Annotated in this window: 15 protein-coding genes; all 15 read right to left on the reverse strand. The window is 45.6% G+C overall.

Features of this window, described 5'->3' with window-relative positions:
* Nucleotides 1-32: 32 nt before the first annotated feature.
* On the reverse strand, nucleotides 33-464 hold the full coding sequence (locus MHI01_RS07930) for a pyridoxamine 5'-phosphate oxidase family protein (RefSeq protein ID WP_340982886.1): 432 nt from the start codon (nucleotides 462-464) through the stop codon (nucleotides 33-35).
* 346 nt (nucleotides 465-810) lie between these two features.
* On the reverse strand, nucleotides 811-1,878 hold the full coding sequence (locus MHI01_RS07935) for an FUSC family protein (RefSeq protein ID WP_017689291.1): 1,068 nt from the start codon (nucleotides 1,876-1,878) through the stop codon (nucleotides 811-813).
* A gap of 300 nt (nucleotides 1,879-2,178) precedes the next feature.
* Nucleotides 2,179-2,901, reverse strand: coding sequence for an HD domain-containing protein (locus MHI01_RS07940; protein ID WP_315372052.1), 723 nt, complete (start codon nucleotides 2,899-2,901; stop codon nucleotides 2,179-2,181).
* A 1-nt stretch (nucleotide 2,902) separates the two neighbouring features.
* The gene (locus MHI01_RS07945) at nucleotides 2,903-4,342 is read right to left on the reverse strand and encodes an NAD-dependent malic enzyme (RefSeq protein WP_076326908.1); all 1,440 of its coding nucleotides are present in this window, start codon (nucleotides 4,340-4,342) and stop codon (nucleotides 2,903-2,905) included.
* A 212-nt stretch (nucleotides 4,343-4,554) separates the two neighbouring features.
* Nucleotides 4,555-6,627, reverse strand: coding sequence for a beta-galactosidase (locus MHI01_RS07950; RefSeq protein WP_340982887.1), 2,073 nt, complete (start codon nucleotides 6,625-6,627; stop codon nucleotides 4,555-4,557).
* Nucleotides 6,628-6,717: 90 nt separating this feature from the next.
* Nucleotides 6,718-7,803, reverse strand: a complete 1,086-nt coding sequence (locus tag MHI01_RS07955; protein ID WP_082219046.1) for a glycoside hydrolase family 53 protein — start codon at nucleotides 7,801-7,803, stop codon at nucleotides 6,718-6,720.
* 32 nt (nucleotides 7,804-7,835) lie between these two features.
* The gene (locus MHI01_RS07960) at nucleotides 7,836-8,714 is read right to left on the reverse strand and encodes a carbohydrate ABC transporter permease (RefSeq protein ID WP_091032085.1); all 879 of its coding nucleotides are present in this window, start codon (nucleotides 8,712-8,714) and stop codon (nucleotides 7,836-7,838) included.
* Nucleotides 8,715-8,743: 29 nt separating this feature from the next.
* Nucleotides 8,744-9,634 (reverse strand): ABC transporter permease, encoded by an 891-nt coding sequence (locus MHI01_RS07965; protein WP_076326911.1) that lies wholly within the window; start codon nucleotides 9,632-9,634, stop codon nucleotides 8,744-8,746.
* 190 nt (nucleotides 9,635-9,824) lie between these two features.
* The gene (locus tag MHI01_RS07970; protein ID WP_282321975.1) at nucleotides 9,825-11,516 is read right to left on the reverse strand and encodes an extracellular solute-binding protein; all 1,692 of its coding nucleotides are present in this window, start codon (nucleotides 11,514-11,516) and stop codon (nucleotides 9,825-9,827) included.
* 123 nt (nucleotides 11,517-11,639) lie between these two features.
* Nucleotides 11,640-13,268, reverse strand: coding sequence for a response regulator (locus MHI01_RS07975; RefSeq protein WP_340982888.1), 1,629 nt, complete (start codon nucleotides 13,266-13,268; stop codon nucleotides 11,640-11,642).
* A 61-nt stretch (nucleotides 13,269-13,329) separates the two neighbouring features.
* Complete coding sequence (locus MHI01_RS07980; protein WP_036670219.1) at nucleotides 13,330-15,084, reverse strand: sensor histidine kinase; 1,755 nt, start codon at nucleotides 15,082-15,084, stop codon at nucleotides 13,330-13,332.
* 299 nt (nucleotides 15,085-15,383) lie between these two features.
* Nucleotides 15,384-16,082, reverse strand: coding sequence for a hypothetical protein (locus tag MHI01_RS07985; protein ID WP_036609558.1), 699 nt, complete (start codon nucleotides 16,080-16,082; stop codon nucleotides 15,384-15,386).
* Nucleotides 16,083-16,264: 182 nt separating this feature from the next.
* Nucleotides 16,265-17,794 carry an ABC transporter substrate-binding protein gene (locus MHI01_RS07990; RefSeq protein ID WP_340982889.1) on the reverse strand — a complete coding sequence of 510 codons (1,530 nt, stop codon included), beginning with the start codon at nucleotides 17,792-17,794 and terminating at the stop codon, nucleotides 16,265-16,267.
* Between the two features lie 133 nt (nucleotides 17,795-17,927).
* Nucleotides 17,928-18,836, reverse strand: a complete 909-nt coding sequence (locus MHI01_RS07995; protein ID WP_017689303.1) for a carbohydrate ABC transporter permease — start codon at nucleotides 18,834-18,836, stop codon at nucleotides 17,928-17,930.
* Nucleotides 18,837-18,853: 17 nt separating this feature from the next.
* On the reverse strand, nucleotides 18,854-19,840 hold the full coding sequence (locus MHI01_RS08000; RefSeq protein WP_211081719.1) for an ABC transporter permease: 987 nt from the start codon (nucleotides 19,838-19,840) through the stop codon (nucleotides 18,854-18,856).
* Nucleotides 19,841-20,010 lie beyond the last annotated feature (170 nt).

Genomic DNA, 20,010 nt, shown 5'->3' on the forward strand with positions numbered 1-20,010 from the left:
ACCGGGTCCTCAACTGACCTAGCTACTCCTGCCTACTTTCGTAATTCTTCAATTGTCTCTTTCCAGCGTGTAATTGCTCCAAGTTCATCTTTTAATTGAAAGGTTATTCCTGAAGTGATCTCCGCATATGGCGCGTGATCCACACGTACATGGAGCACTTGTGCTTCAAAACGATCTCTCGGATGAACAGCCCCCTTCATCTCAGGCAGCCGTTCTACTTCTATACGGATATGCAACAATCGATGTCCTTGAACCGCAATCAAGGTAGCCTTGCCTGTTTTGCTCATGTTCATACTGGTCTGTGTACCTTGCCATAGAGCCAGTCTAAGCTGATGCGGATTTATCGCAATCACTTCCCCCATACTAATCATCGCCTGATGCGGCCACTGATCCTCAGATACAGTTAGCAGTTGCATGGCTTCATGCTGTTTATGCTCCAGATTTGTCCCACTCAACCATTCCATTAGTTCAGCGTCTAATTCCTCTATAATCATGTCTCTATCCCTCAGTTCGTTAATATTCATTCATGCCCTTCAGCCCTATGTATGACAAAACAACCCGGACACGATTGTCCGGGCTATGTTGTAACTACATTGTATATGATCGCCAAGCAGGTGCGCAATTCGCACTTAGAGGTTGTTCAAAAAGTCTAATTTTGATTACGAATCATGCCTAACGGCATCATCAGCATCGAATATGAAATTCAGCCGAAATGTCCGTTGCTCACGTAGTTTTCCTACGCTCCGCTACTCCATTTCTATCTTCATTCCATCTTCTTGGTACTGAAAACCAGACTTTTTGAACTTGAATTTAAGGCCACTTAAGCCAATTCAAAATTTTGTCCTGTGATTCTTTGTCTTCACTGGCGCTATGCACATGTTCGGCAAGTCGATTCAGACGTTCCAACTGATATCCATAATCATAAATGGCAGCAGCCACGATGGACAATCGTAACATCCCTTCCTTGTCGATATCAAACTGGGTGATCGCCTGCTCCATGAAACGGTCATTATCCAATACAAACTGTGCAGCCTCTTCCCCATTAGGTTTCAGCTTATCCTCGAACTTGAGCAGTGCATGCTCATGGAATTTGATAACCAGTTCAAGATGTGAGTCAAAAAACTGATCCATGGCCGTTGTCCGCGGTGCCTGGAAATAGTGGCGTTCCACCGAATCCAGCACCTCGTACCCTTTTTGCAAACTCAGCAGCATTTGTTTGTAGACCACCATCTGACGAGTTTCGCTGAATTTCGAACGTTTCATCTTTTTCTGTTCCTCTTCGAACAAGTTATACTTGTCGGAGAGAGACTTAATGGAACCGCCCAGGTTACTTTTCTCCTCCCGGAATACAACTTCCTTGATCTCATCCGAGATCGAAGTTCGCAGAAGCAACGACATACCGCTGAATACACTATGGATCTGCTTCACGAACTGAACCTTCGGTTTCGGAGGAAATACCGTAATGTTGATGAGAAACGCCGATACAATACCAACCAATGTCAACAGAAAACGATTGAGTGCAAAATGCCAATCACCCGAGGCTTCCATAATGGATACAACCGTGACCAGTGTCAGGCCAACCGTCTCACCCATATTCAATTTAAGACAGATCATGATGACAAGTACAATAATTAATCCAACGGCGATTGGCTCATTGGACAACACCATGCCCCCCACCAGGGCGACGATAGCTCCCAGCGTGGTCGTTTGCAATTGATCCAGGAAGTATTTCCAGGAACGATAGATGGAAGGCTGCATGGCGAATATAGCCGCGATTGCGGCAGGCACGGGAGATTGCGGGTTCAAGAACAGGCTGCTTAGGTACAAGGCAAGCGTGACCGCGATCCCCGTCTTAAGTACACGCGCACCAAACGACATGGTGGTGACCCCTCCTCTTTACCGAACCTGAAATTTTACATTTGATAATCATGTTCATTATTACCTCATATTTCTTTTTTTGCCTGAATTCATTCAGGAGAACGATTTATTGTACCATGTAAGGTCTTCCGTTGCCATGTCATAAGTCAGAGGTATTATGAAATTGATTTCTTTATGTATGTTAATACACATTATTAACCCAAAAAGAAGCAAATCTTCAAAATGGATTTTCGCCACTTCAAAGATTCGCCTCTGTTACTAATTATACCTCTTTGGAATACTCATGCTTATTATGCCTGCCTAACGGTCCGTGCCCTCCCATTCCCTTTTGAACTGGTCCACAAACTGCACCATATAATCATGACGCTGTTCCGCCAGCTCCCTGCCATAGGAGGTATTCATCAGATCCTTGAGCTTGAACAACTTCTCGTAAAAGTGATTTATCGTTGTGCTGCGCCCATTGCGATATTCCTCACGGGTCATCTGCTCTCGTGGGGGAAGGGACGGATCGTACATCTCGCGCCCTCTGGCGCCTGAAAAGGCAAAGGTTCGCGCGATCCCAATCGCACCCAATGCATCCAGTCGATCCGCATCCTGTACAACCTGTGCTTCAAGCGAGCTGACCGCAGGACGCTGTCCTCCCGCATATGAGATGGTGCTAATAATCCCCACAACCTTATTACGTATATCCGGGTCAAGAGGCTGGGTATCCAGCCAGTCATTTAGTTTGGCCATCCCGGCTTCCAAGCTCTCATTCAGCTTCTCATCCGGTACATCATGTAATAATGCAGCCAGTTCGCAGACAAATGGATCTGCACCCATACGGTGAGCGAGTTCAACCGCAAGTGCGGTTACCCGTTCAATGTGCGGCCAGTCATGACCATCACTATGCTTGGATGAGTCCCCTTGAACAAAGGATCGGGCGGCGCGCAGAACAGCCTCTCCTACCGTTATTCCATCTATATTATGCATGTGCCCTAATTCTTGCAGATTCCCACCAGGTTGAAGAGGGTTCTCTGACATCTTACGATTCCCCGCCTTCACGGGCCTGTTCACGAGGAATACGTCGAGCTACACCCGTCTTAATAGCTGCTTCAATTACGCGACTGCGCATCGATTTGACTACTTTATCATTGAACACACTCGGAATAATGTAATAACGTGTACGCTCTTCGTCCGTAATGGCCGAAGCAATCGCTTGCGCGGCTGCCAGCTTCATTTCTTCATTAATTTCGGTGGCTCGGCAATCCAAAACTGCCCTGAAGATGCCCGGGAAACATAACACATTGTTAATCTGATTCGGATAATCGGATCGTCCTGTTGCCATTACAGCCACAATGTCTTCCACCAAGGCAGGCATAATCTCAGGCACCGGGTTTGCCATTGCAAACACGATTGGATCTTCTGCCATGGTCTGTACATCTTCGCGAGTTAACAGATTCCCGCGGGATAGGCCAATGAACACATCGGCTCCACGAATGACATCACGCAGCGAACCAGTCTCCAGTTCGGGATTAGTACGAGCTGCATAATCACTCCAGACTTCATTCTCATAGGTTTGTGTCCGTACAATTGCACCTTCACGATCGACACCTATAAGCCGGCTGGCTCCCGCGGACAATAATATATTGCTGCATGCCACACCTGCTGCACCGATACCACAGACCACAATCTTCACATCTTCAATGGACTTGCCCACCAGTTTGAGTGCATTGATCAGACCGGCATATAACACAACCGCTGTGCCATGCTGGTCATCATGAAATACAGGAATGTCCAATTCCTCATTCAGACGACGTTCAATTTCGAAACAACGCGGTGACGAGATATCCTCCAGATTAATGCCGCCAAAACCAGGTGAGATCGCTTTCACAGTACGTATGATTTCCTCGGTATCCTGTGTGTCCAGGCAGATTGGGAAAGCATCCACACCAGCAAACTGTTTGAATAACATCGCTTTACCTTCCATGACAGGCATCGCTGCACGGGGACCAATGTTGCCCAGTCCAAGTACCGCACTGCCATCAGATACGACGGCTACTGTATTCCGTTTAATTGTCAATGAGAAGGCTTTGCCGGGTTCTTCTGAAATGGCTGAACACACACGAGCCACATCCGGAGTGTACACACGTGACAGATCTTCCCGGTTTTGAATCGGGGTCTTTGGTGTTACTTCGATCTTACCGCCCAGATGAAGCAGGAACGTCCGATCCGATACATTAATAATGGACACACCTTTAAGCTGGCGCACCCCTTCTATAATTTTACTGTTATCTTGTGCATCTGTAACTGCGACCGTCAAGTCGCGCACGCTTACATCCTGATTGGTGGAAATCACGTCGATGGCAATGATGTCTCCCCCAGCTTCCGAGATGACCGAAGCCACTTCGCCAAACTTGATATCCTTAGTTGTCATTTCCAGTCGAATAATAATGCTGTTACCATCCAGATTTCTTTGATTCATTTCCATTCCTCCCAGACTGAAAGTCTTGAGTTACATGTTACGTGTTTGTCTTCGCTACGCGGACACGTTTATCCTTTATCTTGTCCAGAAAAAATGGTTCAACAGCCAAATGCATAAAATTAAAAAAGATGCCCTGAACACCAATGCAGGCGTTCAGAGCACTCTTTGTCTAATTACTAACTTCATTTATTTAGTAACATATAGAATCTACATTATTTCCGGGCAACCGGTCTGCGCAGAACACAAATGTCATATGGCTTCAAGCTGAGACTTGCTTCCACAGCATCACCACTGAGCAGATCGGTATAGGACTGTCCATCTAGTTTAACCAGCTTCTCATCTGGCGTGTAGTTCTGTACAAACACATAATCTGCTGTACCATCTGTACGCGTATGTGCCGTTGTTCCGGCAGGCAGCTCGGTTTCAAGTCCACGCTCAATGTTCAGGTCAGCGATAAGCTTCGCATAGAAATCATCATAGAATGGTGCTTTCAGACGTGTCGCTACGTAATATGCTTTTCCTGAACCCAACTGGTTAACCGTCAATGCCGGACGTCCGGCATAAAAGTCAGAACGGTACGTAGCCAGGGACTTCGCGCCTTCGAGATGAATAAGATCACACAGTTCAATTGCATCATACGCTGTATTGAGCTGAAGCTCATTGCCCTTCTCAGGGATAATTCCGTTCAGATCACGATCATGCAGTCCGTCAATTTCCTCGGACCAGATGCCAAGTGTCTTACGCAGCGGGCCTGGGAATCCACCCAGGAAACACAGATCGTTTTCGTTAACAATACCAGACCAGTAAGTTGCTACAAACGTACCACCTTGTTCTACAAACTTCTCAATACGTTCCCCGACACCTTCACGTACCAGATAGAGCATTGGCGCAATCAGCAACTTATACTTGGACAGATCTGCATCCATATCAATAACGTCTACAGCGACTCCCTTTTTCCAAAACGCTTCGTAATGCTCTTCCACCGTCTGCTCATACTTCACACCGATATTACGCGGACCCTGGGAATCATTAACGGCCCAGCGGTTTTCCCAATCAAATATGATTGCAACTTCTGCCGGAACCGCTGTTCCTACAATAGCTTCCATGCCTTCAAGAGCCGTTCCTACGTCGGTGACATCTTGGAACACTCGAGTGTGTTCCGTTCCTACGTGGTCTACCACCGCACCATGAAGTTTCTCACTGGACCCCCGGCTTTTTCTCCACTGGAAGTACTGAACACTATCGGAGCCGTGTGCCACAGCCTGGAGAGAAGAGAGCAGATGCATGCCAGGTTTTTTCAGCTTGCTGACATCTTGCCAATTCGTCGAACTTGGAGTACTCTCCATCAGCAAGAACGGCTGACCGCCTTTGATGGAACGAACGATATCATGCATCATCGCGATACGTGATGCCTGTTTCGCGTCGTCATCTGCATCATGCCAAGTCGGATAACTGTCCCAAGAGAGGAAATCCAGAATATCAGCGAACTTCCAATAGTTCAGACCGCCATAAAATTCCATCAGGTTGGTTGTGACTGGCAGATCAGGATTCTGAGCTTTTAACGGTTTTGTTTCATGCACGATAAAATCAGCTGTCTGATCCGTAACGAAACGGCGCCAGTCCAGATTCATTGCGTGTACCTGTGTCTCACCGTGTGGCGCCGGAGATTCCACTTGACTCCAGTCTGTAACCGTATGGCTCCAGAATGTGGTCCACCACGAATGATTCAGTTCATCGAGTGTTTTATACTTCTTCTGAACCCAACCACGGAATGCTTCCTGACAATAATCACAATGACAGTCTCCGCCGAACTCGTTCGAGATATGCCAGCCAATTACAGCCGGATGATCCGAATAACGTTCTGCCAGTTTTGTGTTGATCGCAGTAACCTTCTCACGGTATACCGGGGAAGTATAACAGTGGTTGTGACGGAAACCATGCAGATTGCGGACACGCTTCTCGGATACACGGAGCACTTCCGGGTACTTCGCGGACATCCAAGCAGGTCTGGCACCACTTGGTGTAGCGAGGAATGCATAGATGCCGTTTGCTGCAAAACGATCCAACACCTGATCCAGCCATTCAAACGTGTATACGCCCTCTTCCGGCTCAAGGGATACCCACGAGAAGATACCAATGGACATCACGTTACACTTGGCAAGCTTCATCAAGCGAATATCTTCTTCCAGAACTTCAGGATAGCGGAGCCATTGCTCCGGGTTATAGTCTGCGCCATGCAACATGTGCGGGGCTTTGGAACTTACAGGTGGAAATTTGTATGTCATAAGGACAACTCCCTTGCTTTAATTACTGTTTTTTAGTTTATATACGATAACGATAACAACGACTTCACAGACGATACGTATTACGCTAGATTACACGTATGTCACGACATCTGATTCTTCAACAGTAGCAAGTGCTGTAAACGATTCCAACTTGCGACCTTTAAAATCAAACATGGTGAGGTTGCCCCAGTTATTCGGATGTCCGACGGACCATTCTTCTTTACTTGGTATCCAGGCAGGTTCCCAATAATAGAATCCGTGCCCCAAACCACCAGGAACTTCGCGAATAATCTGCAATAGATCCTTCAGATATTTGGTCTGTCCCTCTACACTTGCAGGGTATCCTGGTAACAACATATCTTCCTGATTCAAAATCCATTCAATGCCTTCCGGCTGCTCCAGCGTCCAGGGATAAGCGGTTTCAACTACATTGATAGGTTTGCCATAACGCTCAGCCAGATCATGAAGATTGTCACGTAACGCATCGAGTGTTCCATGCCACCAAGGGTAATACGAGAGACCAATGATATCAAACTCCACACCCAGTGCTTCAAAGCGATCGTAAAACTTGCGGCTCTCGGCGTTATCTCCACCACGATCAATATGTATCATAATCTGAATATCCGCGTCAACGGATTTGACCGCAGCAATTCCATACTTCACAAGGCCTGCAAAACGCTCCCACTGTTCATCCGTATCATGCTCTTCTCCACCGACACGTCCCTCATTCCATAACATGCCTGGTGTAATCTCGTTGCCCACCTGCACCATGTCCGGAAGCGCATCGTGTTCCTTCAACGTTCTCAGAACGTCAGCCGTATACATGCATACCGCACGTTGAAGCTCTTCATAGGACAGATTCTCCCATGCTTTCGGCTTCCATTGATTGGCTGGATCAGCCCAGCGATCAGAATAATGGAAATCAAGCAAAAATTTCAATCCCTGTTCCTTGATCCGTTTGGCTACCTCCACCGTCCGCTCCAAATTGCAGAATCCACCAACAGGATCATTCCAGATTCGAAGTCGTATGGCGTTAGCGTCATTAATCTTTAGGATGGACAGCAAGTCTTGTTCCTTGCCATCCACATCACTATAACTCCCGCCATGCTGTTCGATTTCATCCATAAAGGACACATCCATTCCCAGAATGAATGTCTTTTCCGTCAAGTTGCTCACTGTATCAACCTCCATTAATTTGGGGTACAGGCTCAGCCTTTAACTGAGCCCAACGTCATACCTTTAACAAAGAAACGTTGCAGGAAAGGATACACAATCAAGATTGGTGCACTTCCGATGAAGATCTGAGCTGCCCTTACCGTAGTTTGAGAGAGAGCTTCCATTTCTTTTGGATTCATGCTCATGCTACTCATATCACGTCCAATAATGACCGTTTGCATAAATGTAGCAAGTGGGTAATCCTTGGCGTTATTCATGTAGAGCAATCCATCAAACCAGGAATTCCAGTGAAATACCATACTGAACAATGCAATTGTTGCAATGGACGGCATCGAAATGGGAAGGAAGATACTGAATAATGTTCTGAAATGATTAGCTCCATCCATCAGCGCCGCTTCCTCCAGCTCTTTTGGAATACCGCGGAAGAAGTTCAGCATCAGAATGACAAGGAATGTGTTAACTGCTCCTGGGAGTACCAGTACCCAGAAGGAATCCATCAACCCGATCTTCTGGATAACCATATAGAATGGCACCAGTCCCCCGTTGAAAATCATACTGAATACAAAAATCCAGGAGTAGATCGTTCTGCCTTTGAATTCACTATTCTCTTTGGACAACGGATACGCCGCCAGGAACGTAATCAGCAAGGTAATAGCTGTACCAATCACTGTACGTAGAAGTGAAATCCAGAGTGAGTTCAAGAAAATTGGATTGTTCATCGTTTTTTTGTAAGCCTCAAGTGAAAATCCTACGGGCCAGAGATTGACCAGATTGGCGTCGGCAGCTGCCTTTGTACTAAAGGATACAGCCAGTACATGAACCATCGGTATGATACACATAATGGCGATCAAAATCAGAAAGCAGGTATTGACTATATTAAACACGCGATAAGGCAATGATTTATGATACATCGTGGTCCCTTCTTTCTCTGTTCATTCGTTTAGAATATGCGATATCCAGCGTATTTTTTGGCTAAGCTGTACGATACAAGAATCAAGATCATACTAATAACCGATTTAAATAATCCGATCGCGGTTGCAAAGCCCATCTCACCATTCTGCATTGCGGAACGATATACGAATGTATCAATGATGTCACCCGTTTGATATACGAGCGGGTTATACAAGTTGAATATCTGGTCAAATCCGGCATTCAGTACGTTACCAAGCGCCAGTGTCCCTACAACCATCAGCATCGGCACAAGCGAAGGGATTGTAATGTGCAGTGTCTGTTTCCAGCGTCCTGCTCCGTCAATTTCAGCTGCTTCGTACAATGCTGGATTAATTCCGGCAAGGGCAGCCAGAAAGACAATCATGTTATAGCCAAATTCTTTCCACACATCTGTCAGAATGACCGTAGATCGGAACCAACTGTTGTCTCCCAGGAAGAAATATGGCCCGAGTCCAAAGGTTCCCAGAACCCGGTTAACCAAGCCGCCTGTTGACAACAGATCTATCAAAATCCCGCCCAGAATGACCCAGGACAAGAAGTGAGGTAAATATACGAGTGTTTGAATTGTTCGCTGTATAGCCATCTTGCGAACCTCATTCAAAAGAATGGCAAAAACAAATGGAACAAATAAATTGAAAATCAGTTTAAGTACAGCAATAATCAATGTGTTCCAGATGACCTGTAAGCTGTCTTCACGTTCAAACAAATATCTAAAGTTGTCCAGTCCAACCCATTCAGAACCGCTAATCCCAAGCCATGGCTTGTAGTTCTGGAATGCCATAACGATCCCGCCCATAGGCACATAACTGAAGATGATCAGAAAGATAATGGCTGGCAACAGCATAACGTGGAATGGCCAAGTGCGTTTCAAAGTTCTCATGATTGCTCCCCCTGTATTTCTTCCTACTCAAGTACTCCCTGAGTGGCTTATAATGCGATTATATCAACCTTTTACGGGGTCCAAACAGCACATAAAAGCAATATAAATGGCACAAATTCAACCACTTTGCCTCAGCTTGAATAAACAAAAAAAAGCGCACAGACGAGTACCGTCTGTGCGCAGTTAAAAACTATTTTTTCACACCGTCATACCATTCGTTGACCTCTTGAGTGATCTGGTCACCGCCACCGGATTTCCACGTTTGTACAAAAGTATCAAACGCATCCGCTGGATTTTTGCCATAGATAATTTCGTTAAATGCTTGATTCTCGATTTTGTTCAGATAGTCCAGCTTCGATTTCATCGTCTGCGTTGTTGGACCTGTGAACATGTTTTTGAAGGAAATTTCTTCTTGGCTCAGCAATACTTTCGCAGCAGCAGGGGTTTCCTTACCATAGTTCACGGCAACATCTTTTTCGAGCTTGGTTTCAGGCTCTTTGCCATCTACCAGATTCATCAGAGCTTTCATCTGAGCGTCCGGAATACGAGCGCCATCACGCACGAGCAAATAACGCACAACGTTTACATACCCGCCATCAATTTCTTCAATCGGCATTTGTTTACCATTACCATCCAATTGATAGTCATAGCCTGCAAATAGACCGTTATCATATTCACTTCCTGGTTGCGGATCTGCGTAATTATCATAAAGATAGTTTTGGTAAGTAAAGAATGCTTCCGGATTTTTCATATCTTTCTTGATCAATGTTACACCATTAACAAAATGTGTACCATGACGCATCGCTTTGCCTTCAGGGCCAGTTGGAATTTCAATCGGTTTCCAAACCGCACCTGGGACATTTTTTACCGTATCCTTCAGCGGCCATCCACTCATCCAGTATGGACCCGGGATAATGCCGGCTGTGCCTGCAACTGCTGGCTCTGCCGTTTTGTTTTCATCCCACAACGCTGCTTCCTGCGGGATATAACCTTTTGTGAGCCATTCGCTCAATTTGGTCAAACCTGGCTTCATACCTGGATTGATAGAACCATACTCCAGCTTGCCATCCGCAGCCAGATTCCATTGTTGAGGTAAGGTGCCATATGCACCAAAGATCCAGGATACATCTCCCATCCATGTATTCATGGATGTTTTGAAGCCAACGCTGAGCGGAGTGACTTTATCTGGAGCCAAGCCGTCAGGGTTATTATTCTTAAATGCTTCCATCACTGCTTCCAGTTCGTCGATGGTTTTTGGTGCCTTCATGTTCAGCTTGTCCAGCCAGTCCTGACGAATCCAGAGAAGGTAGTCATTGTTGTAGGCATAGTCCAGAACAGGGACACCCATTCTTTTGCCATCACGACTGTACGGGTTCCATACATTAGGGTCCTGCTCCATTGCTTTTTTCCATGTGTCGGAAGCGTATTTGTCGAACAGTGGTCCCACTTCCTGATACATACCGGAGTCAATTAAATCTTGAGCAACTAAATTATCCGGCTGCCCTATTGTCACAATATCCGGCATTTCTTGGCCGGAGGACATAGCGAGACGAAGCTTGGTCGCAAATGCACTGTTCGTATCTGTCACGGACCACAAGGATTTGATTTCAATTCCGAATTTGTCCTTGGCCCACTTGGTTGCCACGTTATTTTCCATGGATTCGCCATTTTTAAATTTCAGCTCAGGATCGATTCCCCATGCTGTAGTAATGGTAACTGCCGGATCATACTTTTCTTTGTATTCGTTTTGGGTTCCAGATGTACTTGGTGTTGCACTATCTCCGCCCCCACTGCCTCCTGAACATCCTGCAAGAACGACAGTTAGACTCAGCGTTGTAGCGAGAAGCGTCAAGAATCTCTTTTTCGTTGATTGCGCTCTCATGTTGTTCCCCCTTAAATCATTTTGGTTACCCTTTCATTATAGGCTGACCAGGCCTTTGAGCCTATGATACGAAATCAAGATTTCTGCACCTTTGCCAACCTATATTCTGGAATGTTGTTGAAATTATGCCTGATCCCGAAATTCATTTGGTGTCATACCATAATGTTTTTTGAACATTTTGCTGAAATATTGCGGATTTTGATAGCCAAGTTCACTCGTAATCTCGTATATTTTTTTGTTGCTATTCTTAAGCAGATATAGAGCACGTTCCATGCGCATACGAATCATGTAGTCCCCAAGACCTTCCCCAGTCTCTGCCTTGTAAATTTTCGATAGATATACGGGGTGTAAATATACCTTGTCCGCAATCATCTTCACTGACAGATCCTGTCCTGTATCTCTTGTCACCAGCTCCTGAACCTGCTTGATCACATGTCTGCGGCTCTGCACACCTTCCTGATCGGACAACTCTTCCTGAAGCTTCGCCAGCATCTCGGTAGCCCAACGCCGCAGCTTCTCGGGGGATTGAATCAACTGATGAGCAAGGAGCAGATCGAATCCCGCATGATCAATCTCATGGACCAGATGCCCCTGTTTATGAGCGATATACATAAATGCATTGGTTACGGACAGATACATCTCATACACATGTTCTCTCGACAATCGTACCTGTTCGGCCGCATCAAAGACTGTGTTCAGCTTACGCGCTGCCGCTTCCCATTGCTTGGTCTCGAGCAATTGCGGAAGTACAGGCGGTTTGTACAGCTCTTCGAGCGCCTGCGTTGCATCATTCTCCGGTCTTTTGCTGAGTGCCTGATCCATGTCCATATATATAATCTTGTGTTCTTCTGGTCCTGAAAGGACAAGCGAACCCAGACTTTTCCGATAAGCTGCTGTTAACTCATTAAAGGGAAATGACGGTGTAACTACCATGGACAGATCTCCCTGTAAATATCGAATGACATGCTCACGGAAAGTTTCAGCTGAGATTCTCAACGTCTCCAAGTCCATCTGCGGAGCTTCGATCTGATCTTGATTCTGCAAGAACATAACCAGACACTCATGGGGTCCGCGACCAAACCACACGTTAAATTGCTCTCCAAGTACTTCCTCTGCAATATTACCTACCGCAAAATCCATCAGATCCAGAGACTGCTGGTCCATCGATGAGAAGCGTCCTGAAAGGCGAATCAGCATCATCACAGCCGATTGTTCCGGATCGATATGAATCTCATATTGTTGCAGTTGTTCCCGAAGTGCCCGCGCCGTGATCTCACGCCCCAGCAGCAGATCATGCATAAGATTTTCCCGTAAAATCTTATAGTCAGACTTCCGACTGTATAAAAGACGGTGATATTTATCGAATTCATCCCACTCATCGCGAAGAGACGTGATAGCTGCTGACACCGATCCCATAAACTCATCATCGTTTACGGGTTTCAGGATATAATCCGCTGCCTGCAATTGAATGGCTTTTTTAGCATAATCAAAATCACTGTGACCCGTTAGTAAAATACAGCGGATATGAGACCAGCGCTTGCTTACCTCTGCAATGAGATCCAGTCCTGACATGCCAGGCATGCGAATATCGGTAACTACGATGTCTACTGCATTTTCCTCCATAATGTCCAACGCTTCTTTACCGGATGCGGCACGCAACACGGTCGTTACTCCAAGCTCTCCCCAGGGGATCGTAAGTTCCAGACTTTCTGTTACGTATGTCTCATCATCTACCAGTAATATATCAATCAAGTGATTCACTCCCTATTTCGTTCATTCTGCAAATGGATTCCATCGCTACCATTCCAAGTGCTTATCCTTCATTCTCCAGAAGAAACTCCTGTTCGGCAGGCCATGACAGCGTAACGCGTAATCCACCAAGTTCCGATTCCGTTACACCCAGCCCTGCCTGCTCCCCATATCGAAGCTGGAGTCTCTGATTCACATTCCACAGGCCACAGCCCATCTCCTGATCCATCGTTCCCCTGAGCTTATTCAGAAGCGCCTCACGTGCCTCCTGCGTCATGCCTTGCCCATCATCTTCAACTACAAGAACCATGACACCGCCCTGTTTTTCCCCGGATACTCTTATTTCTCCGGCCTCCGCGTCCGCTTCGATACCGTGAATCACCGCATTCTCCACTAGTGGTTGCACGATGAGTGGCGGTACCTCCTGTCTTAACATCTCATCAGACAGATCAATCTTGTAATGAATGCGGTCCATACGCATCCGTTGGATCTCCAGATAACAGCTGACAAATTCAATTTCTTCTGTCAACGGTACCACGTCCCGCTCCTGTCTTGTCGTATACCGATAATATCGCGATAGATTATGTGACATCGCTACAACAGCGTCCATACGCTTGAGTTTCGCCATACTCGTAATGAAGGAGAAACAATTATAGAAAAAGTGCGGGTTAATCTGCGATTGCAGCTGCTTCAACCGAGCTTCACGTACATGAATCTGTTCCAGGTAAACGTGTTCAAATAACTGCTGAATCTGCTCCACCATCAAGTTGAAACGTTCGGACAGGAAACTGAATTCATTGCGGCCCTTTGGCTTAATCCTCACGGAATAATCCTCCTGCTTCAACCGCTGGAACCCGCGAATGAGTTGTTTCACTGGTACCTGCACCTGAACATAGAACAAATACGCCACACCAAAACTCATTAACAACAAACAAATCATGGAAGAATAGAACAGCATATTGGATTGATGAATGGGCTTCAGAATATCTGATAGCGGCATATAGTCCACCAAATACCAGCCTGTTGTACTGGATTTCACCGTGTTGACCATGTAAGGCTCGTTCCCGATCACTACTGTACGATTATCAACGTCCTGAAGTTTATGGATGGACAGTTCTTCCATCAACTGATTCGTTAATGAACGATCTGAAGTCCGGTTATAGATAACCCCCGATTCTTCACGGAAATAGAAGGGGTCATGCCTGCCATCGTCCTTGAATTTGTCCAGCATATCCCGAATGTTATCACTATCAAACTCCAGTTTAATAATCGTTTCCGCATTATTAGCCGGGTCTTTAATACCGTATGGAGATACCGTAATCCAGCTAAACATGAACCGATCATCTTCCCCATCCTGAATTTTGCGTACATCCCAGCCGGAAATGATATTTTCCCTTAGCGCTTCTTTATCGTAAGAACGTGCGTCCCTTTCGGAAACCACCCTGCCCAGCGAAGGAGAATACAGATATAATTTCGTGGCCCAATTGGATGAGCTTTCCTGAATACTCAGCTTATTCTGAATACGTTTGACCAGGTTGATCGCATCCAGATCAAAGTAGTTACTGTCCGCATAGATTCGCCGGAAGCTGCCAATATCAGGATCATGTATGAGCAGATTAGGCCATGAGGATAACAGTTCGATGTGTGTGTTCACTTGATTTTGGAAAAATTCAAGCTGGTTACTATTCGATCGATTCAACTCATCTCTGAGAACAGCTGTTGTTTTGTGATTGGAGTACCAGTACAAAAGCACTACAGGAATCAGCATAATCAAAATAAGAATGACCATTTTGGAAAACAGGTTTGTCCGATATGACATTTTTTCATCTCACCTTGTCTTAATTTGTCGTGACATTAATTGTAATGATGTAAGCGCTAAAGACAAACTATTTTTTTGAGACAAACCGATTCATTATCTAGCGTAAGCGTTACCAATTCAAGGTGAAAGGAGATAAAACCAATATTTCTGCACTAAATGCAACTTCCACGCACAAAAAGAGCCAGCGATTAGCCAGCTCTCTATCTAATTTCAGTATATATCTTTAATCGTTCTATTCAACTCAAACCTTATTCCACTTCTGTTTATGTAATTATTCTTTTTTTCTATAAAAATATCAACTATGGAATATCATAATCAAATACCGTATTCGCTCCATCCACGCCTACATCCAGCACAATATCCATAAGTTTCCCATTGACGAACAGAGGGGATTCCGCTTTCCCGTAAAACTCCAACTTACCTGTAAACGTTCCATGGCGTTCAATCTCAACATGTACGGGCCTTAATTGGACAGACTGCAAGGCTTCCAATAGTGGATCGTCCTTAAACTTATAACTGCGTGCGAGATCAGGCAATAACACGGCGGATACGGAATCTCTGCCGTAATTTTTGAGTGTCAGGTCACAGGTTGCTCGGGTCTCACCCGTTTTCAGCACGTTAAAGGTACAAGAACTTGCATTCTGTACATAGGATACCGCATTAATGCCTGAAGCTCCCCACTTGGCTACATACATGAATTTATCCGTCATGTACGAATAACTGAGAACGATAGCGATAACTACGATCCATAACCCTTTTGCAAGACCGGGAAATGATTTCCCAATCTCTTTGCGAGTAAGGTAGAATCCACACGCGAATATCCCCAATCCGAGGAAAAGTGTGATATGAACTCCACTCAAGTAAGATGTAGTATACGGTGATATACCTATTGCTGACAGCATGGTATCTCCAACAGAAAAACCAAGATGATGGTTAAATGTAAAGATGATAGCAAATAGCAATAAAGCCCCTGAGAACACAAGTCTGGTTCTCGACACACGAACACCCCCTAATCAACCACCTTATTATATCATATTTTTCCTATTTATGATTAACAATCCAAATCAAAAAAACAACAATAAAAAGAACGTCTTCGGTTGTTCACCGAAAACGTCCTCCATTTTCACCGCTGACAAGAGCTTGTAATAACACAGGTCTCTCTGTCATGGCTGACGATCATTTATTGCTTAGCCAAAAATGCATCGAGTTGTTCCTGTTTGGCTGCAATAATTTTATCAATTCCCGCTGCTTTCAATTTCTCCAGATATTTCGGAATCATCTCATTTGGATCAACTGCGCCCGATGTCATACCCGGCTTGAACTGTTTGTTCACGTTGTTGACCGCAGCAATTTCATTTTTGACAGATTGGCTGTTGAACGTAAAGCCCAGTGCTGGCGACTTCACACCTTTGGCGTTAAACTCTTTGAACTTCTCCCATTTCTGTGGATCTTCATTATCCCAGAGGAAGTTCAGGAATTGGTTACCCAGTTGCCATTGTGCACCTGGATTGTAGGTACGACTGTTGGCATCTACACCATCAGGGAGAGCAATGATATTATCCTGTCCGTCTTTTTTCACATAATGTGTACCTTCAATTCCGAAGTTTAACAAGTTGTTAATTTCCTTGTCGGAATGCAGCAGGTTAATGACCTGCATCGCTTTCTCCGGTTGCTCGGAAGAACGGGAGATTGCAAGCATCGCTCCAGACGCATCACCCGTCGTGATTGTTGGCTGTGTCATCTCAATCTGAGTCAGTGGGAAACCCACATACCCTTCTTCTTCTTTATCCTTGCCTGGCTTCATGCCATCCGTCCAGAGAAACGCTTTTCCAGCCTTCGCCTGGTCTTTCGGGAACACATTAGACGTAGCAGCATCACTGTTGATATATCCCGCTTGATACCACTTGCGAGCAAGTTCAGCCGCTTCTTTGAATTCTGGGGTCTCCACTTCATTCAGCACCGTTGTTCCGCCTGCTGTTTTGGAGATAACTCCAGGTACGGAAGCATCACCGAGATAATCCCAATCCAGATTCTCTAACAGCCCGTTACCATTGGTATTGGACATATAGAATGGTGTGATGGCTGGCTCGTTTTCCTTGATTGTTTTGAGAAGTGGCTCCAGATCAGCCCAAGTTTTTACAGCTGTCAGGTCCAGTTTATACTTGTCAGCCAGATCTTTACGTACCAACACACCACGTGTCGCAGCGAGTTCCTTATTCGTAGGAACGCCGTAATTCACGCCGTCCACCTGGGAACCTTCCAGAAAGGCAGGGTCCAGGTTTTTCTTAATATCCTGACCATGTGCATCAAGCAGATCATTCAAGGGCAAGAATGCGCCTTTAGCTACATTCACCGTGTAGTTCTGCCAAGCCGCTGTGAAGATAATGTCTGATTTTTCACCTGAGGAAATCATGAGATTCAGCTTGTTATCCCACTGTCCCCAGTCAATTGCATTGATCTTAAGCGTGGCTCCGATCTTTGGTTCCATCTTTTTGTTAATCTCGGCTTCCACCAGAGCGACATCCTTCTGTGGTGTCCCTGGGTAGAACAGTGTCACTTCATAGGGTTTGCCCCCACCTTCACTTGCTCCTCCGCCTTCTGCGCCAGGTGTTGTTGTTCCACCCTTGTCTGATGAGCAAGCAACCAGCACCAGGCTCAGCGCCATAACCGTTGCCATCATGCGTGACCATACCTTTAATGATCTAACCAATTGAACCCCTCCTGTCATGTGTTGAACCATACAACCGAATTCCCCAATTCACAATTAAACCGATAACTACTTCTGTATATGCCCTTTCAGTCCATCTTCATTTACCTTGCCCACTCCGCTAACCGGTTCAGAGTTATCCCTTCACAGCGCCAACCGTAAGACCTTTGATGAAATAACGCTGGAAGAACGGATATGCCAGTACAATTGGACCAATACCGACTACAGCCATCGCCATTTGCAGAGTTTTGTTAGGCAGATTCAGTAATCCACCCTGCGACGAAATCTGTGAAGAGACGTTGGAGTTGGTTGTTAAATATTGAATATCGAGCAGCGTCCGGTACATAAGGTACTGAAGGCTGATCGTCCGGTTATCTGATATAAAAATCATACTAAGGTACCAGTCATTCCAGTAATTCAATGTACTGAACAACGCGACGGTTGCCATTACGGGGAGAGAGAGCGGAAGCACGATACGTGCAAACGTTCTCAATTCTCCCGCACCATCAATCCGAGCCGATTCCAGAATAGACACCGGAATGGAGTTCGCGAAGAATGTACGCATGACCAGTACAAAAAATGGGGATAGCAGTAGCGGCATAATGAGTGCCAGTAGGGAGTTTTTCAGATCCAATACGTTGACATAGACCAGGTACCAAGGTACCAGCCCCCCATTGAACAACATTGTGAAGAAGATGAAAAAGGCGAACCAGCCCCGGTAAGGCAGATCTCTCCGTGAGAGCGGATACGCATACAATGCGGTCAGTGCAACACTTGTAATGGTACCTACAACGGTAACGATAAAGGATATACCATACGAGTGAATGATCTGATCCATATCTCTGAACAGAAACTCATAAGCCGTCAGGCTGAATTTCTCTGGAATAAGCTTATATCCATTGGCAATTACTGTTGTCTCGTCCGAAAATGAGATGGCGAAGACAAGCAGGATCGGCACGATACAGGCAATGGCATAGAATAGAAACATCGCATGAATAACGGATGCGGAACGCTTCGATACGGCTAGTGGATCACGTGATTTCACAGCTGACTTGCCTCCTCTCAAAATAATGCATTATCTTTATCTATTCGCCTTACGATGGTATTGGATACAAGAACCAGCACAAATCCAACGATTGCTTGGTATAGACCGGCTGCTGATGACATCCCGATATCTCCACCGATAAGGAACGTACGATATACGTAGGTATCCAGTACATTCGTTACAGGGAACAGCGCCCCCGATTCCAATGGAACCTGGTAGAACAGACTGAAGTCTGCATAGAATATACGGCCAATTTGCAATAAAGTCATAATGACGATTAATGGGATGAGAAACGGAATGGTAATGAAACGGATCTGATGCCATTTGGTTGCGCCATCGAGCACAGCTGCTTCATAATATTCTTCATCGATACCCACGACAGCTGCCAGATAAATGACGGCATAATATCCAATATTTTTCCATGTGTTCACCAGTGGCAAAATATACGGCCAATACTTCGGCTCTGAATACCAGTCGATCGGCTGACCGCCGAACATCTGCAGAACCGTTGAGTTCATGAAGCCTGAATCCTTGCCCAGGAAAGCCAGTACCAGATAACTGACCACAATCATGGACAAGAAATACGGTAATAACATAAGTGATTGATATAACTTGGACATTGCCTTGTTCTTCACTTCATTGAGCAGAATAGCAAGCCCGACACCTACTAAGAGATTTAGTGCAATAAACACCGTGTTATACGCGAGTGTATTTCGGGTAATTTCCCATGCATCACTGGTTGAGAACAAATATTTAAAATTGTCCCATCCACTCCATGGGCTACCCCAAATACCATCAGCATAGTTTACATTTTTGAATGCGATCAGAACGCCGAACATCGGCATATAGTTGTTCACCAGTAGAAACAGGACACCTGGCAAGAACATGAGATACAGCACCTTGAATTTGCCAAGATTGTGCCACACAGACTTGCGCTTTCGGACTGTTTCTCCCGGTATTTCCGATATCCGTACTCCCTTACCCGCCTGGGGTTGTGTCTTCATAACTTGTTCTCCCTCACTCCTCTTGAATTCTTCCTCAGGATGAAGCTCCGTTGCGGCTCCTGTGGTTCAAGTATACGGCGGGGCGAGTAAGACCTCTATCTGCTGTGGTGACCTGTTGACTTATCAAATTATGACTTTAGATCCAGAAAAAACAAAAGACGCAGCATGCT

It is taken from the genome of Paenibacillus sp. FSL M7-0656, assembly GCF_038003225.1.
GTDB classification, from domain to species: Bacteria; Bacillota; Bacilli; order Paenibacillales; family Paenibacillaceae; genus Paenibacillus; species Paenibacillus amylolyticus.